Origin of the sequence: Parafrankia sp. FMc2 (assembly GCF_041008525.1) — a bacterium.
Classification (GTDB): Bacteria; Actinomycetota; Actinomycetes; order Frankiales; family Frankiaceae; genus Parafrankia.
The window spans coordinates 1-18,006 of the sequence record NZ_JBFLUG010000004.1 but is presented as its reverse complement, the minus strand read 5'-3'; the positions used below and the strand labels follow the sequence as shown (position 1 = coordinate 18,006).

The following is an 18,006-nucleotide window of genomic DNA, read 5'->3' as shown; positions in this document are numbered from 1 at the left end:
CGCGTCAGGGCCGCAGGATGAGGCGCAGCGGGTCGCCCTCCTTGGTGTGCATCCGCTGGACGGCGACGCTGGCCTGCTCCAACGGCAGGACGTCGGTGATCGACCGGGAGAAGTCGAGCCGGCCGTGCTCCACCAGGTCCACCAGGCGGGCGACGACCTCCGGCCCGGACCCGAAGTGCCCCAGGACCTGGTGCTTCATGTAGCCGAAGGTCGTGCTGTTGCGGATGGTCAGCGGGCGGCCGGACAGGCCCACGACCACCAGCCGGCCCTCCTGCGCGAGCACGCCCAACGCCTGGTCGTACACCGAGGGGACCCCGGCGAAGTCGAAGGCGGTGTTCAGGCCGGCGCCGCGGGTGAGGAAGAGAATCCGGTCCTTGAGCGTGTTGTCCCGGGGGTCGAGCGCGAGGTCCGCGCCCAGTTCCAGGGCCCGTTCCCGGGCGGCGGGGACGGGGTCGACGGCGACGATCGGGTAGGCGCAGACCGCCCGCAGTACCTGGACCGCGTGCGCGCCCAGCCCGCCGACGCCCCACACCCCCGCCGCCTCGCCCGGCCGGATCGCGGCCGTGTTCACGATCGCGCCCCACGGGGTCGACACCGCATCCGGGATGATCGCCCCCTGCTCGAACGGGATCGAGGCGGGCAACGGGAACACCGACTCCGCCCCGGCCAGGGCGTACTCGGCCCAGCCGCCGTCGAAGTCGATGCCGCGGGTGTGCATGTCACCCTCCCGGACCTCACCCGCCTGCAGGACAACCCGCTGGCCCACGGCCAGCTCGGGTACGTCCGGGCCGAGTTCCGCGATGGTGCCGGCGACCTCGTGGCCGATCGTGACCGTGTCGTCGGGCAGGTACCGGGGCCGGCCCAGCGAGCCGTCGATGAGGTGGACGTCCGACATGCACACGCCGGCCGCCTCGACCTTCACCAGCACCTGCCACGGCCCGGGAACAGGTCTGGGGACCTCCTCGATCGTGAGAGTGTGGCTGGGAATGTGGAGGCGGGCGGCTCGCATCAGGTCCACGGATATCTCCCTCCGAACGGTCGTCCAGCGATCGGGAACGCAGCGACGTCACCCAGGTCAGCCACGATGATTTCACTGGTGCCGCTATGCCGGGAACCCAGGGCCGCACCGGGCCTGTATTGAGACGTGCGGCTTATCCGTCGACGCGTTCGAAGACCGCCGCGATGCCCTGCCCGCCGCCGATGCACAGGGTCTCCAGGCCGTAGCGGACGCCCCGGCGGTGCATCTCACGCAGCAGCGTCGCGAGAATCCTGCCGCCGGTCGCCGCGACCGGGTGGCCCAGCGAGATTCCGGACCCGTTCACGTTGCACCGCTCCCAGTCGGCGGCGCCGAAGCCCCATTCGCGGGTGCAGGCCAGTACCTGCGCGGCGAACGCCTCGTTGAGCTCGATGAGGTCGATGTCGGCGAGTTTCAGCCCCGCCCGTTCCAGCGCCCGCGCGGTGGCGGAGACCGGCCCGATCCCCATCCGCCCCGGCTCGACGCCCGTCACGGACCAGCTCACGAGGCGCGCCAGCGGGCGCAGGCCGAGCCGCTCGGCCGCCTCCGGGTGCGTCACCACACACGCCGAGGCGCCGTCGTTCTGCCCGCTGGAGTTCCCGGCGGTGACCGTCGCCTCCGGGTCGGTGCGGCCCATCACCGGCCGCAGGGCCGCGAGCGACTCGACGGTGGTGTCGGCCCGCGGATGCTCGTCGACGTCCACAACCGTCACGCTGCCGCGGCGACCCGGCACCCGCACCGGGATGATCTCGTCGGTGAAACGGCCGGCGGCCTGCGCCGCCACCGCCCGCTGGTGCGAGCGCAGTGCGAGCGCGTCCTGCTCGGCGCGGGGGATGCCGTACTCACGGCGCAGGTTCTCCGCCGTCTCGATCATTCCCCCGGGCACCGGATGGTTCTCGCCGCCGGCGGTGACGCGGCCGCGGGCGAGCGCGTCGTGCAGGGTGACGTCCCCGCCGCCCGCGCCCCAGCGCATCCCGGTGGAGTAGTAGGCCGCGTTGCTCATGCTTTCCGCGCCGCCGGCGATCACGACGTCGCTGACCCCGGTCTGCACCTGCATCGCCGCCAGCGCCACCGCCTGCACGCCCGACCCGCAGCGGCGGTCGAGCTGCAGACCGGGGACGCTGATGTCCAGGCCGGCGTCCAGCGCGACGACGCGGCCGAGGGCCGGCGCGTCCATCGTCGGGTAGCAGGTGCCGAACACGACGTCGTCGAGATCCGCCGGCCCCAGGCCGGTCCGTTCGACGAGGCCCCGCAGCACCGCCGCGCCGAGCGCCTGCGCGCTCAGCGGGCGCAGTGCCCCGCCGAAACGCCCGACCGCGGTACGGACCGGTTCACAGATCACCGCGTCACGCATCACACACCCCATTCGATCGTCCGTGCCCGGCCCGGCTGGTACGAACTCGCCGGCCCGCGCGCAAGGCCGCTCCGGCGGATCGACGATCTCGCCGACCATACCGAGTTCGGTCCCGCGCCGCCCCTTGATGCGCCCTGTCAGGAAACCGGCGGATGTGCTTCCGAGAAAACAAACAGCCCGGCTGGGCACACCAGGTCACCCGAGGCGGATGGCGACGCCACCGGCCGGTGCTCGCACCCGCCGGGCGCTTTCCGGAGACTGACCCGACGACCTTCTTTGACGGATGCCGGGAAGCCCCTCCCCCGGATCTCCGCCCCTGGCGCCGGATGACACTCCGCAACCGGCTGCCACCGCACCACTACACCACGCTCATGCCGGCGGAGTCGGCGCGAGGTCCCCGCGGAGGCTGGCGAGCAGGTCCAGCGTCTGGGCCTGGGCCTGGGCGTCACCGATCGGGCCGACGACCAGCTCGGTGGTGCCGGCGGCGGCGTACGCGGCGAGCGCCTGGCCGACCGTGTCCTCGTCGCCGACGACGATGGTCTCCGCGACGCCGGTGCGGCCCTGGCGTTCCAGCACGGCCTGGTAGCCGGGGAAGCCGGCCGCGAAGCCGAGCTGCTCGGCGACCCACTGCCGGGCACCGTCGGGATCATCGGTCACGCTGGCCACGACGGTCGCGACGACCCGCGGTCCGGGCCGGCCGGCCGCCGCGGCGGCCCGGGTGATCGTGGGAGCGATGTAGTCGCCGACCAGCTCGGGACCGGTCCAGACGGTGACGGTGCCGTCGGCCAGCTCGCCAGCGGTGCGCAGCATCACCGGCCCGAGTGCGGAGAGCAGGACGGACGGCGCCGGCACCCCCGCGGCGTCGACCATCCCGGCGGCGGTGACCGCCTGCCCCCGGTGGTCGACCGGCTCGCCGCGCAGCAGCGGCCGCAGGACGGACAGGTACTCGCGGATGTGGCGGGCCGGCTGGTCGTAGCTGTAACCGAAGTTGCCCTCGATGATCTGCGGGTGGCTCGGGCCGATACCGAGGGTGAACGGCGCCCGGCTCACCGCCTGCACGGTGAGTGCCTGGCCGGCGAGGGCGAGCGGGTGCCGTGGATAGGTCTGCACGATGGCCGTGCCCAGCTCGATTCCCGGCACCGCCCGTGCGCTGAGCGCGGCGACGGTGAGGGCGTCCCAGGAGAGCAGCTGGCTGAGGTACGCGCTGTCGAGCCCGGCGTCCGCCGCCGCGCGTACCTGGTCGATGAGTACGTCAGGGCTGGAGCCGGTGCCACTGACATAGAGGCCGATCTTCAGCGGTTCCCCCAAGGTGAATCTCGGATTCCGTTTCCGCGTCGGCGAAACCGTAGCATGATGTCCCGCGGTGGCGCGGGGATCGGTTCGAGAGATCGGTCCGAGGAGATCGTGCCGAGGGGAGGTCGGGCCCGTGCGCTCGGACGCCCGGCGGAACCGGGAGCTCATCGTCACCACAGCGAGCGCCCTGCTGACCCGGCGTGGCTCGGCGGCGTCCATGGAGGAGATCGCGCGTGCCGCCGGGCTCGGCGTCGGCACGCTGTACCGGCATTTTCCCGACCGGCAGGCCCTGCTGGTCGACGTCGCGGCGGAAGCCCTGCGGACCCTGCTCGCCCCCGAACGGGACCCGACGGAGGACGGCTGGGCGACCCTGCTCCGTCTGGTGGCGCTGTGCACGGACCTGCCACTGGCGGTCATCAAGGACCTCACCGCCGGCCTGCCGCCGCCCGCGCATCTACAGGAGCTCGTCACCGACTTCAACGCGCTGCTGGCACGCGTCATCGAGCGGGCGCAGCGGGAGGGCACGCTGCGTTCCGACATCCCGTCCGCGGAGGTCATCGGCATCCTCAACGTCGCGCTGTGCCGCCCGGGTGCGCGCGCGGACGACCACCTCACCACGGTGCTGCTCGACGGCCTGCGGGCCCGCGCCGCCGACGATGTCCTGTGGTCCGCATCCGGATGACCGCGTGACCAGGGCGCCCGGGCCCAGGGCGCCCGGGACCAGCACGCCCCACGCCCCCCACAGTCCCCGGACCGCCGGCGCCGAGGCGACAGCGGACGCCGGCGGCGCGGCGGCGCGGGCGCTTGCCGCGGCCGGCGCAGGCCGCGGCTCGCCGGTGGCGGTGGTCCCCGTGGGCCGCACCGGGGTCGCGTTGGCGCACGGGGGGACGACGTGGGCCTACTCCGCCGACCCCGCCGCCGTCCTCCGCGCGGTGGAGGCGGCTCTCTCGCCCCGATGGGTGTGGTGGGCGGTGCGCGGCATCGGGTCGCTGCTGACAGGGACCGGCGACGACCGTTCCGGGGCCGATGCCGGTTCCACAGGTCGGGGCCCCCGCCCGGCGGGTGACGGAGGCACGGATCCCGCGCTGTGCTGGGATCTGGCCGCCGTCCACCGCGTCCTGCACGGCGGCCGGCGGGACGACCCAGGTGCGGTCTGGGCCGCCGTCCGCGGGCTCCCGCCCCCGCCGTCGCCGCCGCGCCACCGCAGCGACGGCCAGCTCGACCTGCTGGCGACCATCGACGAGTCGCCGAAGCTGCCCGGTGCGGGCGGCCCGGTCGGCGCGGGACGGGTCGGGGACGACGTCCCGGCGGACGGCCCGGTCGGGGCGGACGGCCAGCTCCGCCCGGGGTGGATCGACGAGACCCTGCGCGGAACCGCGGCGGGCGGGGTGGACGTGAGGCTGGCGCGGGCGGAGCGGTTCGCCGAGCTGGCGCTGGCGGCCATGGCTGCCCAGGAGCGGGCGCTGCGGGCCCTGCCCGACCCGCGGGCCCGCCCGACCAGTGTGCCGCTGGCCGTCCTGACGGCGCGCGCCGAGTCGGCCGCGGAGCTGCTCGCCCACGAGCTGGCGCGGCGCGGCCTGCCGGTGCACCGCCCGACCGCCGAGCGGACCATCGCCGGCATCATCGGGCCGAGGCCGCGTGACGAGACCGGACGGGTCACGGCCAGGCAGGCCCGCGACGCCCCCGTCCTGCGCCATCTCGGCCCGTCGGTGGACCTGCGCAGCCCGCTGTCGCTCCGGGCCGGCCTGGCCGCGGTCGGCATCGACGTGCCGGACACCCGGTCGTGGCGGCTCACCGCGCTGCGCGGCGCCCACCCGGTGATCGAGCCGCTGCTGGCCTGGCGGCGCGCGGAGCGGATCGCCACGACCTACGGCTTCGGCTGGTTGGACGACCATGTCGGCGCCGACGGGCGGCTGCGCGGGGGCTGGCGGGGCAGCGACGGCGCCGCGGGCCGGATGACGGCCGACGCCGGGCTGCACAGCCTGCCCGGCGACCTGCGGGTGGCGGTGATCGCCGAACCCGGGTACCGGTTCGTGCGCGCGGATCTCGGCCAGATAGAGCCCCGTGTACTCGCCGTGGTCTCCGGAGATCCCGAGCTGGCCCGGGCGACCGCGCAGGACGACCTGTACGCACCCGTCGCGGCACGCCTGCGGGTCGACCGTCCCACGGCGAAGGTCGCCGTCCTCGCCGCGATGTACGGGCAGACGTCCGGAGCCGCCGGCCAGGCACTGCGCCAGATGCAGCGGACCTACCCCGTGGCCCTCGCCTACCTCGACGCGGCCGAGGCCGTCGGCCGGGAGCCCGCGGCGCCGGCGGGCGTGACACGGCCCCCGCTGCGGACCTTCGGCGGGCGCCGGATCCCGCTGCCCGTCAGGCCTGACGGCACGGACGAGGCGGACGGCGCGCGCGATCCGGAACGGGTCAACGCGAGCTGGGGCCGTTTCGCCCGCAACGCGGTGGTCCAGGGCGCGGCCGCCGAGTTGTTCAAGGCGTGGGCGGTGACGGTGCGCCAGCTGCTCGTGCCGCTCGGCGGGGAGATCGTGCTCTGCCTGCACGACGAGCTGCTGCTCCACGTGCCCACGGAACGGGCCGACGAGGTGGTGGTGACGACCCGCCGTGCGCTGGACGCGACGGCCGGCTACTGGGCCGCGGGCAGCGGTGTCCGGTTCGTCGCCGACATCACGGTCTCCGAACGGTGGTCGGACGCCAAGAGCTGAACCAGCCGCCGCTCAGCGGCCAGGCCACGCCAGCGGGTCCGCGGAGCCCGGCGTTCCTGGTGGGTCCTGCGTTCCTGGTGGGTCCGGAGGGCCTGGTGGGTCTGGCGGGCCTGGTGGGTCCGGCGGGCCGCCCGCTCCGTCGCCGTGGGCGTCGAGCCAGCGCAGGGCCGCACCGGAGTCCGGTGCGGTGACCGCGCCGGCCGGCAGCGGGGGCCGGTCGACCATCACCACCGGCAGGCCCAGGGCCCGCGCGGCGCCCAGTTTCGCCGCCGTCAGCGTGCCGCCGCTGTCCTTGGTGACGATGACGTCCACCTGGTGGCGGCGCATCAGCGCCGTCTCCCCCTCGACGGTGAACGGGCCCCGCTCCAGCAGGATCTCCGACCGGGCGGGCAGCACAGGCCCGGGCGGCTCGACCGACCGCAGGAGGAACCAGTGCCGGTCCAGACCGGCGAACACCGCAACGCTGGAACGGCCCGTCGTGAGGAACACGCGCTCGCCGAGTCCGTCGAGGGCGCGGGCCGCCGCGTCGAGTGAGGGCACCCGGTGCCAGCGGTCACCGGCGGATTCGCTCCATCCTGGCCGCCGCATGACCAGGAGGGGTACTCCGGCCGCCCGGCAGCCCGCCACCGCCGTCCCGGTCATCACGGCGGCGAACGGATGCGTCCCGTCGATCACCGCCGTGATCCGCGCGGACCGGAGATAGTCGACCAGACCATCCACGCCGCCGAACCCGCCGGCGCGGATCCGGGCCGCGCCGGCGGCCCGCGGCAGCGCGGGCGCGGCGACCCGGCCCGCGAGGGAGTAGGTCACCCGCACGTCGGGCAGCTCGGCGAGCCGCTCCGCGAGCAGGCGGCCGTCCGCCGTGCCGCCGAGCACCAGCACCCGCCGCGTCACGCCGCCGGGCCGGAGATGGGCTGACCGCACCGCGTCTGTTCGACGTCGAAGCCCGTCCCGGCCCGGGTGACCTGCACGAAGGTGAGGCAGCTCGCCGACTGGCCGAAGCCCTTGGTGAGATCGACCGGCCCGGGCAGCAGGCCCGCGCCGTCGAAGTCCGTGATGGATCTCAGCGCGGCGAGCAGCCCGGCCCGGGTGGGGCACGGCCCGGCGGCGTCGAGTCCCCTGATCAGCAGGTCCGTGACGATGTAGGACTCGACGGCGGCCTGCGCGTCGGGCGGATGAAGCTCCGGGGCATGACGCGCCAGCGCCGCCAGATACTCCCGCTGGGCGGGCGTGTCAGCCTCGAACGGCTGGTAGGCGAGGTAGAAGTAGGCCCCGGCGATCTTCGCGCCGTACCTGCTGAGGAGCTCATGGCCGTAGCCGTTGGTTCCCACGCCGGCACGCAGCGGAGCACCGGCCGCCACCGCGCCGCCGTACACCTCGGCGAACTGGTCGCCGGAGAGCGCGCCGAACAGGCCGTCGGCTCCGGTCTGGGCGATCTGGCGGCCGAGGGTCGCCGCGGTGATGCCGTTCGGCGTGTAGTCGACGGCCGCGACGATCTCGATTCCGGCGTGCCGCAGGATCCGCTCGATCCGTTGGGCACCGACCTCGGAGGCCGCCGACATCGAGGTCTTGACGATGACGGCTCGTTGCACCCCCTTCGACCGGGCGAACTGCGCCAGGGTGTCGTAGATGACCGCCGTCGGCACCCGGTTCAGGTAGCTCACCATGTTGTCGTAGCTCGACCAGGCCGGCTCGGTCGCGAGGCCCGCGATCGGGATCTCCCGTTCGTGCAGGTAATCGGCCGAACCGGTCGCCACGATGCTCGCGCTGAGCAGGCCGAAAATCCCACCTCTCTCGACCAGGTCCTGCGCCGCGATCAGATTCGCCGCCGGATTCGACTCGTCGTCGCGCCAGTCGTAGACAATTCTGCGGCCGTGCACCCCACCCCGGTCGTTCTGGGACTCGATGCGCGCGTCGATGCCGGACCGGGCACCGATGACCTGACTGGCCGCAGTCCCCGAGTCCGACATGAGCAGACCCAGGCGGATGGTGTCGCTCGTAATCCCCGGCGCGCTCGCGCAGTCCGGCGCAGCCGGAGCATCAGCGGCGCCAGAACACCCGCTCGACACCGTCAGGAGAACCACTGAGAGACCGGCTGCTGCCCACGGGGCACGGCGGCGACCCGCACTTACCCGGCTCTGCCTCCGCCTCCGTTTACTCCAGGTGAAGTCCGGCATCGAGCGTCGCACAGGCCGGCCGGCCACGCCACTTCCCCAGAGCACCATTCCGCTGTTCGCTCCCTTTCCGCACCGGCCATTCAGCATTCGCAGTGGGCCGGCCCGCGTCAACCTTTTCGGGCGGATTTACACCGCCCTGCGGCTGGTCGACTCAGGTGTGCACGGGCAGGCGGGCCAGGTCGTCACGCAGCCGCTCCAGGGTGCGCCGCATCGCGGCCGGAGTACTCGTCTCCCGACCGCTGACCCGCTCGAACAGCATGACCGCCGCACCGGCGGAGAGCTCGAACGTCTGGCTGACGTGCGTGCCCGCGCGGTGTTCGCGCAGCTCGAAGCGCCACAGCGTGCTGTCCGGCCGGAGACTGGTCCGACGCGTCCGGAACGCGAACATCCGGCCCGGATCGGCGGTGACGATCTCGCACTCACGGGACCACCGGAACCCCCGGAAGCGGTTCCAGCCCTGGAAGCGGGCCCCGACCACAGGTTCGGAGGCCCCGTCCAGCCACGCGCACCGGTAGCACTCCGGGCTGTGGCCGGCCATCCGCCGGACGTCGGAGACCGCCGCATACACCTCCTCCACCGGAGCGGGGATGACGATCTCGGCCGCGCCGCGCAGCCGCACCGGGCCCGGCTCCGCCACGAGGGCCCCGTAGGCGACCCCCAGCCGGCGCCGGTAACCGGCACGGCTCACCGCAAGCAGGGCGGGCAGCAGCGGCCCGATCCCGCCGGCGACCTCCGCCATCCGGTCCGGGCCCGCTTCGGCCACCCAGGGCAGCGCGAAGGACATCCGCGCCGTCGAGTCGCGGCTCATCCGCTTCTCGAGCCGGGTCAGCTCGGCGTCCGTGATCATGGTCTCGATCGCGGGAACGACCAGTGACTCCTCGACGGCCAGATGCTCGTCCATGAGCGTGTGCAGGGTGCCGGTGACGGTGGCGAGCGCGCCGACGGCCCCGCGGTCGCCGCCGGCGAGCCCCGTCAGCCCGGTGCGCAGCCGCTGGATCAGCAGGTCGAGCTTCTCGTGATCGGCACTGAGGACGGCAAGGCCGTCGGCCGGCAGGCCGAGGTCACGCAGCAGGGGCCAGAGGTAGTCGTCCTCGCCGACATGGTGGTGGTGCAGGACGTCGAGGACGTCGTTCACGTGGTCGCGCAGTGCAGCGAGCTGCGCCGGCCCGGCCACCCGGCGGCCGTCGGCGAGCTCGGACGTCACGTCGGCCAGACGACGCAGCTCCAGGCGGATGGCGTCGTGGATCAGAAGATAGGCGGTCGGTTTCGCCATCGGAGGCTCCCTCGCTAGAATCACTACAGGCAGACCGTATTGATTCCATGCCACCTGGAGTGCACGTCGTCGTGAAGCCGACCCGCAGCTACCACTCGCCCCGCCGGGCCGCACAGGCCCAGGCGACCCGGGCCGCGATCCTCGACGCCGCCGTCGACCTCTTCTGCACCCAGGGCTACGCCGGAACGACGATGCAGGCCGTCGCCGCGAAGGCCGGCGTCGCCGTCGAGTCGGTCTACGCGCTGGCCTCCAAGGCACGGCTGCTCGAACTGGCCCTGGAGCGGACCGTCGACGACGGCACCGACACCGCGCTCGCCGACGACGACACCTTCCGCGCCGCGATGGGAGCCGCGGACCAGCGAAGCCAGCTGCACCTGTTCGGGGTGCTCGCAGGCCGCCGGGCCAGGCGCAACGCCCAGATCAGCCGCGCCTACGTCCAGGCGGCCGCGCAGGACGAGTCGATCGCCGCCGCCTGGCGCGAGCAGGAGCGGCGGCGCCTGCAGGACACGCGGCTGTTCGTGGCGGCCCTCGCGGCCGGCGGTGGCCTGCGGCCCGGTCTCAGCGTGGACGACGCCTCGCGCACGGTGTGGACGACGTGCAACTGGTACACGGCGTGGCTGCTCTACGAGGACGACCCCGACCGCAGCGAGGCCTCCGTCGCCGCCTGGTACGAGGCCACCCTCACCACACTGCTTCTTTGACCTCAGCTGCCGGTTCCCAGCCCGCCGACCGGAGCGACGAGGTGGCCGCCCTCCGCGCGGCACCGCCACACCGGCCACCCCTGCTCGCCCCGATCCCCCTCGTCGTCGCCGTACGCATAGGAATCACGCAGGTGCAGGCCGCGGCGATGCCGCTCGCAGGTCGGCCAGTAGGACAGGAACAGCTCCATCACGGCCTCCTGCGTGCTCGCGGCGAGGGAGGCCACCCACGCGGCCAGATCCCGGCCGCACAGGGGTTCGGCCGGGTTCCCGCCGCCGAGGTAAGGCTCGCCGTCGAAGCCGACCAGCAGATGCGGCTGACCGTCGTCGTCGTAGCTGCCCGCCCAGTGCAGCGTCAGGCGGCCGACCGTGCTGCCGATCTCTGCGAGATCACGCCGGACAGCTGCCATCGCATGTTCGGTGCGGTCAACGAGATCGGCCTCGAACTGCTCCCGCGCCGTCTCCCAGGGCACGGTCCGCCCCCAGTCGCCCACCACCCGGTCAAGATCGCGACCAAGCCCCTCGAGTACCAGCGGAAGCAGGCGGCGGGCCAGCAGATCGTCACGGACGCCGAGCCCCGCCAGCTCGCGCAACGCCGGGCTGTCGTGCCCGTCGGCAAGCGCCTGCGCCGCGAGATGCGGCAGGCTCGCCATGGGCTTCTGGCCGGAGCTCAGCTGCCGCCAGACGATCTCCAGCTCGTTCACGGCATCATCCATGCCCAGTTCGTCCACGAGATCATTCTGCGTTGCCAGAGCCTGGTCGTCAGCAGCGCTGCGGTTCCTCGAGGGCGATCGGCACAAGATCGCCGTTCGCGAGGAACGCCGTCGGTTTGGTGACCACCGTCCTGTCCTCGTCCTCGTCCTCGTCGCGGCTGCCGGCAGCCGCATCGGTGTCGTCGCTCTCGTGCAGTTCCTGCAGGACGACCAGGCGAGTCCGCTCCGGTCGCACGTCCGACGCCGGACCGTCCGAGGTCCAGGGCTCGACGGTGAACTCCGGCCGGGTGAAATCGATCAGCCCGGTCGCGCCCTCGTGGCTGGTGCCCGCGAGAGCACCGCGGATCGTCTCCCGGTTGATCTCCGCATGCTGCTGGCCGAGCTGGCGGGCGATGTCGGCGAGTACTCCGAAGACGTCGTAGGCCACCTGGATGTGTCCCCCCAGCTCGATCGCGTGCTGGGGGAGCGTCGTGACGCGCAGCTGGTCGTAGTCGCAGTACAGCTGCTCCCAGACCTGGCGGGAGCGGTCGGGCAGGATGTGGCGGGCCTCGCTGGTCGTGCCGAACGTCGTGAAGTAGATGTGGGCGGGGTTGCCTCGCAGCTCCCGCTGCATCTCGGTCTCCTCGGTCTGGGTCATGTCGTCACCGCCGAGCATCGTCACCCGCCCTGCGCAGTCGGCATCGAGTTGCGGCGAGCCCAGAGCACGGACCAGCTCGATCGCCTCGTTGGCCCGGCCGGTGTAGACGAGTACCTGGTCCTTCTCCGGCTCCCTGTCGCACCGGTGCTGGATCTCGCGCTGGAAGTAGTGCGACAGCCCGGGGGTCTGCTCGTCGAACCTGATCACGTCCCGGTCGTCGATCGCTGCGAGGGAACCGGCGAGCTGGCGGCGGTAGTCCCCGGCCAGCCCGGCGCTGTAGTTGTCCCGATTGGAAATGATCAGCGACGTCAGGGCGTCGGGATGTTCCTGACGGATCCAGGCCGTGCCCAGCTGTGCCTGCAGCCAGTTCGCCGGAGCGATCCGGTAGTAGTTCTCCTGCTGGCCCAGGGCGTCACCGGACTGGGCCGAGGCGATCATCGGGATGCCGGCGGAGCCCAGTGTGGCCAGGCTCTCGGCGGTTCCGGCGCGGGTCTGGCCGAGCCCGATGACGGCGACCACGCTCGGATCGGACTCGGCCAGCTGCTGTACCCGCGCCAGCGCCTTCGCGGCGTGGGCCGACGTTCCACCCAGATTCGCGAGCACCACCTGGACGAGGACCGGTGCCGGACGCTGGTCCGACGCGCCGTTCCAGGCCTGCATGCCGAGCAGCGCACCGATCAGCTCGTTGATACCCACGGCCAGGTCGAAGTAGGGCGGTTCCTGGGCGGTACTCAGCTGGGTGGCCACGACGACCTTCACCACCCGATGTTGATCGTCCTGCCGCGCGATCCTGCTGACCCGGTCGTTCTCGGCGCTGATGAGCCGGGACAGATCGGTGATCCGACCGGTACGCCAGCTGTCCACCGCCCCGGCGGAGCCGGTCGCGAACTCGACGGGTGGCCATGCCACCCCGATGCACTCCGCGCCCGCCACCTTGTCGAGAACGTACGGATCCCAGCGTGCACCCAACACCGATCGCACATCGGTGAAGCCCGCCGGGTGACACAGGTCCGCCCGCTGGTCCACGTAGGCGGTTCCGTAGCCGACGATCAGAAGCACCACGGTGGCCAGCGCGAGCATCCGGGTCTCCTGCCGGGTCGGCCGCAGTGCCGGATACCGGTAGTGCGGTCGAGGCCGGTGGACGGGCCCGGGCGGCGGCAGCCCGTCGTCGTCGGACTCCGCCATGGCCTCGTAGCGTTCGGCCGCCCGCTGCCCGGCCGGGTCGGCGCACGCGCGGAAGGCTTCGGCGATCGCGGCCGTCGGGCTGTCTCCGCCGACGTCGTCCAGTTCGCCGGCCAGCCAGGGCGGTAGTTCGCCGCCCTCGCCGGGACGCACGGATCTGCGCCGCCAGAGCAGGACGAGCAGCCGCTGTAACACCCGGGCCCTCTCGCCCGGCCCGTGGTCCGGTTCACCGCCGCCGGATGGGGGCCCGCCCACCAGCGGACGGGAGGGGATCGGCGCCTCGGTGACGGCTTCCAGCACGGTAGGCCACGTCTCCTGCCGGCCGACCTGCGCCGCGATCGCGGTCACCACCGCCTCGACGTCACCCAGTGCCAGCGCGTGGTAAAGCAGGTCGGTCTGCTCCTCGACCTCGTCGGCACCCTGCTCGACCTCGTCGGCACCCTGCTCGTCGCGCCGGCTGCCGAGGGCCGCGGTTACATGGTCCCGCAGCTCCTGGTGCCAGGCCGTGTACCGGGGATCCGCCGGATCCTGTTGATGGAGGTCGCGCAGGAGCGGCTGGAGCAGCTGGCCTCGCCCGTCCGGCGCCGGGGAGCACAGGCCCCCGGCCCGGAGCGCGGCGAGGCCGCTGGAACCGGCCGCGATACCGAGCAGGCGCAGGACCTCGTCGGTGAGACGGCGGGGAACCGCCAGCGTCCGGAGCAGGTCGCGGATGTCGTCCCGGTCGACCAGGTCCGGGTCCGGTGGTGCGCCGGGCCGCTCGTAGAGTTCGGGAAAGCGGTGCAGGAACCGTAGGTCCAGGTACTCCTGGATGCTGTCGAGTTCCGTGCCGCGAGGGGTGTCCCGCAGCCGTGCTTCCAGCAACGCACGGGATACCCGGGGCCATGAGTTCGTGGCGAGCCGCTCGTGCAGGTACTGCCGGATCAGAGTGACCGCGAGCGGATGACCGCGGGTGATCAGGTGGAGCCGGTCGAGCAGGTCCTCCGCGCCACCGCCGTCCGCCAGCGCCGCCGGCAGCCCGGAGTCGCGCAGGTAGTGCCGGGTCCGTGCCCGGCTGAGCGGCTCGAGATGGAAGGCGAGCATGACCCGCGGGTCATACCAGCCGAAGGGGCCCGCCGGTCGGGTGCCCCGCCGGGGCTCGGACCGGGTCGTTCGCCAGGACTCGACCAGCGCGGCAGCGACCGCCGCCGGCTCCTGCTCGCCCTCGTCATCCGGGTCGGCGGCGGCGCTGCCAGGCGGTGGGGCGGTCTGTGCCGTCGCCACGACGAGCAGCCCGAGGTCGGGATGCGCCTGCAGCTGGCCGGCGAGATCACGCAGCAGTGCGGGAAGAGGACGGCTCCCGACCGATCCCGTCGCCTCGACCAGATCCGCGTCGTCCACGAGAAGCAGACAGCTCACCCGCCGCCGCGGGTGCGTCCGGTAGGCGGCGCGCAGGTCGTCGACGAGGGCCTGCACCAGCAGCCGGTCGAAACCGGCGGGACTGTCGCGCTGCCGGTGGACGGAGAACTCCTCGAACACCTTCCTGACCTGCCGGTGCCCGGACGTGCCTGTCAGGGCCTGCCAGCCGTCCCGCTCCAGCCATCGCAGCAGGGTGTTCTGGCGGGGTGCGAACAGTCGGCGCACCGGCGACGGCAGCCGCAGCACCGTGTCGAACACCCACACGCGAAAAGCCCTGAGCAGGGCTGAGAGCAGCGGTACCTCGTCGGCAGCCTCCTCCAACACGTAGTAGACGAGGGACAGGCCGCCGAGCAGGAACTCGGGAACTCTGCGGATCGACCGCGGCCTGATCTGCCCCATCTTCATCAGGAGCATGACGAGCTGCAGCCGGCGCAACCGCAGCGAGCCGAACTCGTCATGGCCGTCGACAAGACTTTCCAGCATTGCCTCGAGCAACGCCGGATACGTGGGAAGCAGCTCGGGGCCGGCATCAATGCGCATCGTCGGCACGGCGTACTCGTAGTACTTCTCGACCTCGTCGAGCAGGTGGGTCTTCCCGGCACCGCCCACCCCATGCACGACGATCATGGGTAGTGGCTGACCGCGTCGCCGCCGCATCAGGTGCTCCACGGTGGCGAACAACGTGCTCGGAACCCGGCGATCCTCGCGGTCGTCGGCCATGCGTCGTCTCCTCTCACCACGCCCCGCGGCAGCCGCGGAATCCAGGCCCATCCTGACTGCCGGCCGAAGGAAAGCTGCGACACGGATGCCCACCCAGACCGCGAAAAGGGAAACTACCGCGCCAGCGCCTTCACATTTCCCTTTTCCGGCGTCCGCAGATCATCCGTAGTGTGATGTCTTCCGCCGGACCGGTGATCGTCGCACGGGTCCTCATCGGCAATCTCGCCATCCTGCGGGATCGTCGGGATCGTCAGCGGGTCAGTCTCCGTAGAAGCCGGCCGGGTCGAGGTCGGACAGCGCGACCCAGCCCGGGTCCGCGGTGATGGTGGCCTTCGTGGGGGTGGATCGCAGCTCGACCGCCAATGCCGGGCGTTCGTCGACGAGCTGGGCGAGCGCGTAGATCGTGGCGAGGATGTGCACGCATGGTCGTGTGCGAGCCCGGCAGGTGCAGGCGCCCTGCTGCGCTTCCGGGGGGACGGCGATGCTGATCGCGTGCCGGGTGAGGTCCGCCTCGAGGGTGTCGGGCAGGTCTCCGGCCACCAGCCCACGGTGTTCGGCCATGGCCCTGGCGATCAGACGCCCTGCCTCGGCCTGCGTCTCGTCGGGCCAGACCGGCAGGTCGATCCGGACCCGGCACACCTGCCCGGGCACGGTGACCTCGGCCTCGACGTGGCCGACGCCGGCAGCCACGACGGTGGTGGTGTTCCGCGCGAGGGCGCGTGCCCTGGGGAGCAGCGGGTTGGGCCGCGCCATGGACGTCGACTCGACGGTGCGGACCCAGGCCCGGCCCCAGGGCGTGGCGCCGAACTCCGGTGGCATCACGCGAGCACCCCCTGGCCGAGGTCCAGGACCGCGTGGAGGTCGTCGTCGGACATCCTGGCCAGTGCGGCCCGGGTGTCACCGGAGACGATCTCGGCGACGCCCCGCTTGTTCTCGTGCATCTGCGCGATGTGGTCCTCGATCGTGCCGCCGGTGACGAGGGTGTGGACGTTGAGCGTCCGCAGCTGACCGATCCGGTGCGCCCGGTCGGTCGCCTGCTCCTCCACCGCCGGGTTCCACCAGCGGTCGTAGTGCAGGACGTGGGAGGCGCGGGTCAGGTTGAGCCCGAAGCCGGCGGCGCGAAGGCTCAACAGCAGGACGGGCGGCGCCTCGTCGTCCTCCTGGAACGCGTGGACGAGCTGGTCGCGGCGCTCGGTGGCGAGGCCGCCGTGCAGGAACGGGACCGGGCCGACGCCGAGCACCGTGCCCAGGTGCTTCGAGAGCAGCTCGCCCATCGCGCGGTACTGGGTGAACACGAGCACGCGGTCGCCCTGCTCGACGACCTCGGTCAGCATCTCGGTCGCCCGGTCGAACTTGCCGGACAGGCCGGGCGCGGCGGTGCCCTCCCGCAGGTACTGGGCGGGATGGTTGCAGATCTGCTTGAGCGCGGTGAGCAGGGCGAGTACCCGGCCGCTGCGCTCGATGCCGGCGCCGAGCCCGGCGGTGAACGCCCTGTCGACGGCTTCCCGGTAGAGCCGGGCCTGTTCGTCAGCCATCGTGCAGACGATCGTGGAGTACAGCTTGGGTGGCAGATCGGCGGCGACGTCGGCCTTGGTACGGCGCAGCAGGTGTGGTGTGATCATCCGGGTGAGCGCGGCCGCGGCGGACGCGGATCGGCGTTGCTCGATCGGCGCGACGAACCGCTGCCGGAACCGGCCGCGGGTGCCCAGCAGACCGGGACTGGTCACGTTGAGGATGGACCACAGCTCGTCGAGCCGGTTCTCCACCGGGGTGCCGGTCATCGCGATCCGCACGGTGGCGGACAGCTGTGCGGCGGCTCTGCTGGCGAGGGCGTCCGGGTTCTTGATCTGCTGCGCCTCGTCCAGGACCACGACGTCCCAGGCCGTGGCGGCCAGCGGCTCGTCCCTACGCAGCACCGGGTAGCTGGTGATGACGACGGTGCCGGGCGGGTGGGTCGCCGGCAGCGCCCGACTGGCGCCGTGATAGATGATCGCTGGGGTGGTGGGTGTGAACCGCGCCAGCTCGCGCCGCCAGTTGCCGATCAGTGAGGTCGGGCAGACCACCAGGTGTGGCTTCTCCGACTGGCGGGTGGCCAGCATGCAGATCGCCTGCAGCGTCTTGCCGAGACCCATCTCGTCGGCCAGGATCCCCCCGTGCCCGAGACCGGGGCGTGCGTGGAGCCAGGCCACACCGTGCGCCTGGTAGGGCCGCAGCTCGGCGGTGACGGCCGCGCCGCGCAGCAGGACGCGGGTGGCCACCGCCTGACGGAACTGCGCCAGCAGCGTGGGGGCGGCGGCGATGGCGGTGCCGTCGGCGTCGAGCACCGCGTGGGCGGCCGGCGGCATCCGCAGGCCCAAAGCCCCGAAGGCCGCGTCCCCGCTTTCGGGGCTGTCATCGCTTTCGGGGCTGTCGCCGTCCAGCAGCCGCGCAGCGTCGCGCCACGCCCGAACGGAGGCGCCGACCTCGGCTCGCGGATCAAGCGTCAGGAGCCCGTGCCGGGCGGCGTCCAGGTCGGCGAACCGTACGGGCACGTTCGCCGGCCGGACCTCGTCGCCCCTGGCCACGGCCAGGCGACAGACGCCCGGGCGGCCCGCGGGCAGCCCCTGCTCGCGTATCGCGTCGTCCAGCTCGGCCACACCCCACCAGGCGATCGCGTCCTCCGCGGGGACAAAGGTGGCCTGCAGCCGACCGGGCAGCTCAGTCATCCCTACCTTCTTCCTTGGGTCGACTCGGGCCGGTCGTAAGGTCCGGGGGCCCAGGGGTGTCGGGTGTGGCTCTCAGTCATCTGCCGTGCGTGTGGCTTGCGTCGATTGGCCGCCCGGCGCCCCCTCG

At 72.8% G+C, this 18,006-nt stretch carries 13 protein-coding genes; 3 read left to right on the top strand and 10 right to left on the bottom strand.

Annotated elements, in window-relative coordinates; translation table 11 throughout:
* Positions 1 to 4: 4 nt before the first annotated feature.
* The 3 genes from AB1460_RS02685 to AB1460_RS02675 form a co-directional block, all read right to left on the bottom strand.
* A complete protein-coding gene (locus AB1460_RS02685) occupies positions 5 to 1,018 on the bottom strand; it encodes a zinc-binding dehydrogenase (RefSeq protein ID WP_368958932.1) in 1,014 nt (337 codons plus the stop codon).
* A 133-nt stretch (positions 1,019 to 1,151) separates the two neighbouring features.
* The gene (locus tag AB1460_RS02680; RefSeq protein WP_368958931.1) at positions 1,152 to 2,369 is read right to left on the bottom strand and encodes an acetyl-CoA C-acetyltransferase; all 1,218 of its coding nucleotides are present in this window, start codon (positions 2,367 to 2,369) and stop codon (positions 1,152 to 1,154) included.
* Positions 2,370 to 2,738: 369 nt separating this feature from the next.
* The gene (locus AB1460_RS02675; RefSeq protein ID WP_368959036.1) at positions 2,739 to 3,665 is read right to left on the bottom strand and encodes a TIGR03564 family F420-dependent LLM class oxidoreductase; all 927 of its coding nucleotides are present in this window, start codon (positions 3,663 to 3,665) and stop codon (positions 2,739 to 2,741) included.
* Between the two features lie 130 nt (positions 3,666 to 3,795).
* Here AB1460_RS02675 and AB1460_RS02670 point away from each other — a divergent pair, with 130 nt between their 5' ends.
* Both AB1460_RS02670 and AB1460_RS02665 read left to right on the top strand, forming a co-directional pair.
* Positions 3,796 to 4,344: a TetR/AcrR family transcriptional regulator gene (locus tag AB1460_RS02670; RefSeq protein ID WP_368958930.1), complete on the top strand. Its 549-nt coding sequence runs from the start codon at positions 3,796 to 3,798 to the stop codon at positions 4,342 to 4,344.
* A 4-nt stretch (positions 4,345 to 4,348) separates the two neighbouring features.
* Positions 4,349 to 6,379, top strand: coding sequence for a DNA polymerase (locus tag AB1460_RS02665; RefSeq protein ID WP_420497173.1), 2,031 nt, complete (start codon positions 4,349 to 4,351; stop codon positions 6,377 to 6,379).
* Positions 6,380 to 6,391: 12 nt separating this feature from the next.
* Here the strand turns inward: AB1460_RS02665 and AB1460_RS02660 are convergent, their stop codons facing one another.
* The 3 genes from AB1460_RS02660 to AB1460_RS02650 form a co-directional block, all read right to left on the bottom strand.
* Positions 6,392 to 7,303 carry a cobalt-precorrin-6A reductase gene (locus AB1460_RS02660; RefSeq protein WP_368958929.1) on the bottom strand — a complete coding sequence of 304 codons (912 nt, stop codon included), beginning with the start codon at positions 7,301 to 7,303 and terminating at the stop codon, positions 6,392 to 6,394.
* Entirely contained in the window at positions 7,270 to 8,556 is a 1,287-nt protein-coding gene (locus AB1460_RS02655) for an ABC transporter substrate-binding protein (protein ID WP_420497178.1), read from the bottom strand. Before AB1460_RS02655 ends, AB1460_RS02660 begins: the two co-directional genes overlap by 34 nt.
* A 151-nt stretch (positions 8,557 to 8,707) precedes the next feature.
* Positions 8,708 to 9,829: a hemerythrin domain-containing protein gene (locus tag AB1460_RS02650; protein WP_368958928.1), complete on the bottom strand. Its 1,122-nt coding sequence runs from the start codon at positions 9,827 to 9,829 to the stop codon at positions 8,708 to 8,710.
* A 47-nt stretch (positions 9,830 to 9,876) separates the two neighbouring features.
* Here AB1460_RS02650 and AB1460_RS02645 point away from each other — a divergent pair, with 47 nt between their 5' ends.
* A complete protein-coding gene (locus AB1460_RS02645; protein ID WP_368958927.1) occupies positions 9,877 to 10,530 on the top strand; it encodes a TetR/AcrR family transcriptional regulator in 654 nt (217 codons plus the stop codon).
* A 2-nt stretch (positions 10,531 to 10,532) separates the two neighbouring features.
* Here the strand turns inward: AB1460_RS02645 and AB1460_RS02640 are convergent, their stop codons facing one another.
* From AB1460_RS02640 to AB1460_RS02625, 4 genes are all read right to left on the bottom strand, one after another.
* Positions 10,533 to 11,243, bottom strand: a complete 711-nt coding sequence (locus AB1460_RS02640; protein ID WP_368959048.1) for a hypothetical protein — start codon at positions 11,241 to 11,243, stop codon at positions 10,533 to 10,535.
* A gap of 46 nt (positions 11,244 to 11,289) precedes the next feature.
* Positions 11,290 to 15,174: a hypothetical protein gene (locus tag AB1460_RS02635; protein ID WP_368958926.1), complete on the bottom strand. Its 3,885-nt coding sequence runs from the start codon at positions 15,172 to 15,174 to the stop codon at positions 11,290 to 11,292.
* 258 nt (positions 15,175 to 15,432) lie between these two features.
* Positions 15,433 to 15,993, bottom strand: coding sequence for a hypothetical protein (locus tag AB1460_RS02630; RefSeq protein ID WP_368959033.1), 561 nt, complete (start codon positions 15,991 to 15,993; stop codon positions 15,433 to 15,435).
* The gene (locus tag AB1460_RS02625; protein ID WP_368958925.1) at positions 15,993 to 17,879 is read right to left on the bottom strand and encodes a DEAD/DEAH box helicase; all 1,887 of its coding nucleotides are present in this window, start codon (positions 17,877 to 17,879) and stop codon (positions 15,993 to 15,995) included. The genes AB1460_RS02630 and AB1460_RS02625 overlap by 1 nt, the downstream gene beginning before the upstream one ends.
* Between the last annotated feature and the right edge of the window lie 127 nt (positions 17,880 to 18,006).

What these genes read in the sequence shown, in the direction of transcription:
- AB1460_RS02680 (WP_368958931.1), bottom strand. Translation starts at nt 2,369, where the DNA reads ATGCGTGACGCGGTGATCTGTGAACCGGTCCGTACCGCGGTCGGGCGT.
- AB1460_RS02655 (WP_420497178.1), bottom strand. Translation starts at nt 8,556, where the DNA reads ATGCCGGACTTCACCTGGAGTAAACGGAGGCGGAGGCAGAGCCGGGTA.
- AB1460_RS02650 (WP_368958928.1), bottom strand. Translation starts at nt 9,829, where the DNA reads ATGGCGAAACCGACCGCCTATCTTCTGATCCACGACGCCATCCGCCTG.
- AB1460_RS02645 (WP_368958927.1), top strand. Translation starts at nt 9,877, where the DNA reads ATGCCACCTGGAGTGCACGTCGTCGTGAAGCCGACCCGCAGCTACCAC.
- AB1460_RS02640 (WP_368959048.1), bottom strand. Translation starts at nt 11,243, where the DNA reads ATGGATGATGCCGTGAACGAGCTGGAGATCGTCTGGCGGCAGCTGAGC.
- AB1460_RS02635 (WP_368958926.1), bottom strand. Translation starts at nt 15,174, where the DNA reads ATGGCCGACGACCGCGAGGATCGCCGGGTTCCGAGCACGTTGTTCGCC.
- AB1460_RS02630 (WP_368959033.1), bottom strand. Translation starts at nt 15,993, where the DNA reads ATGCCACCGGAGTTCGGCGCCACGCCCTGGGGCCGGGCCTGGGTCCGC.
- AB1460_RS02625 (WP_368958925.1), bottom strand. Translation starts at nt 17,879, where the DNA reads ATGACTGAGCTGCCCGGTCGGCTGCAGGCCACCTTTGTCCCCGCGGAG.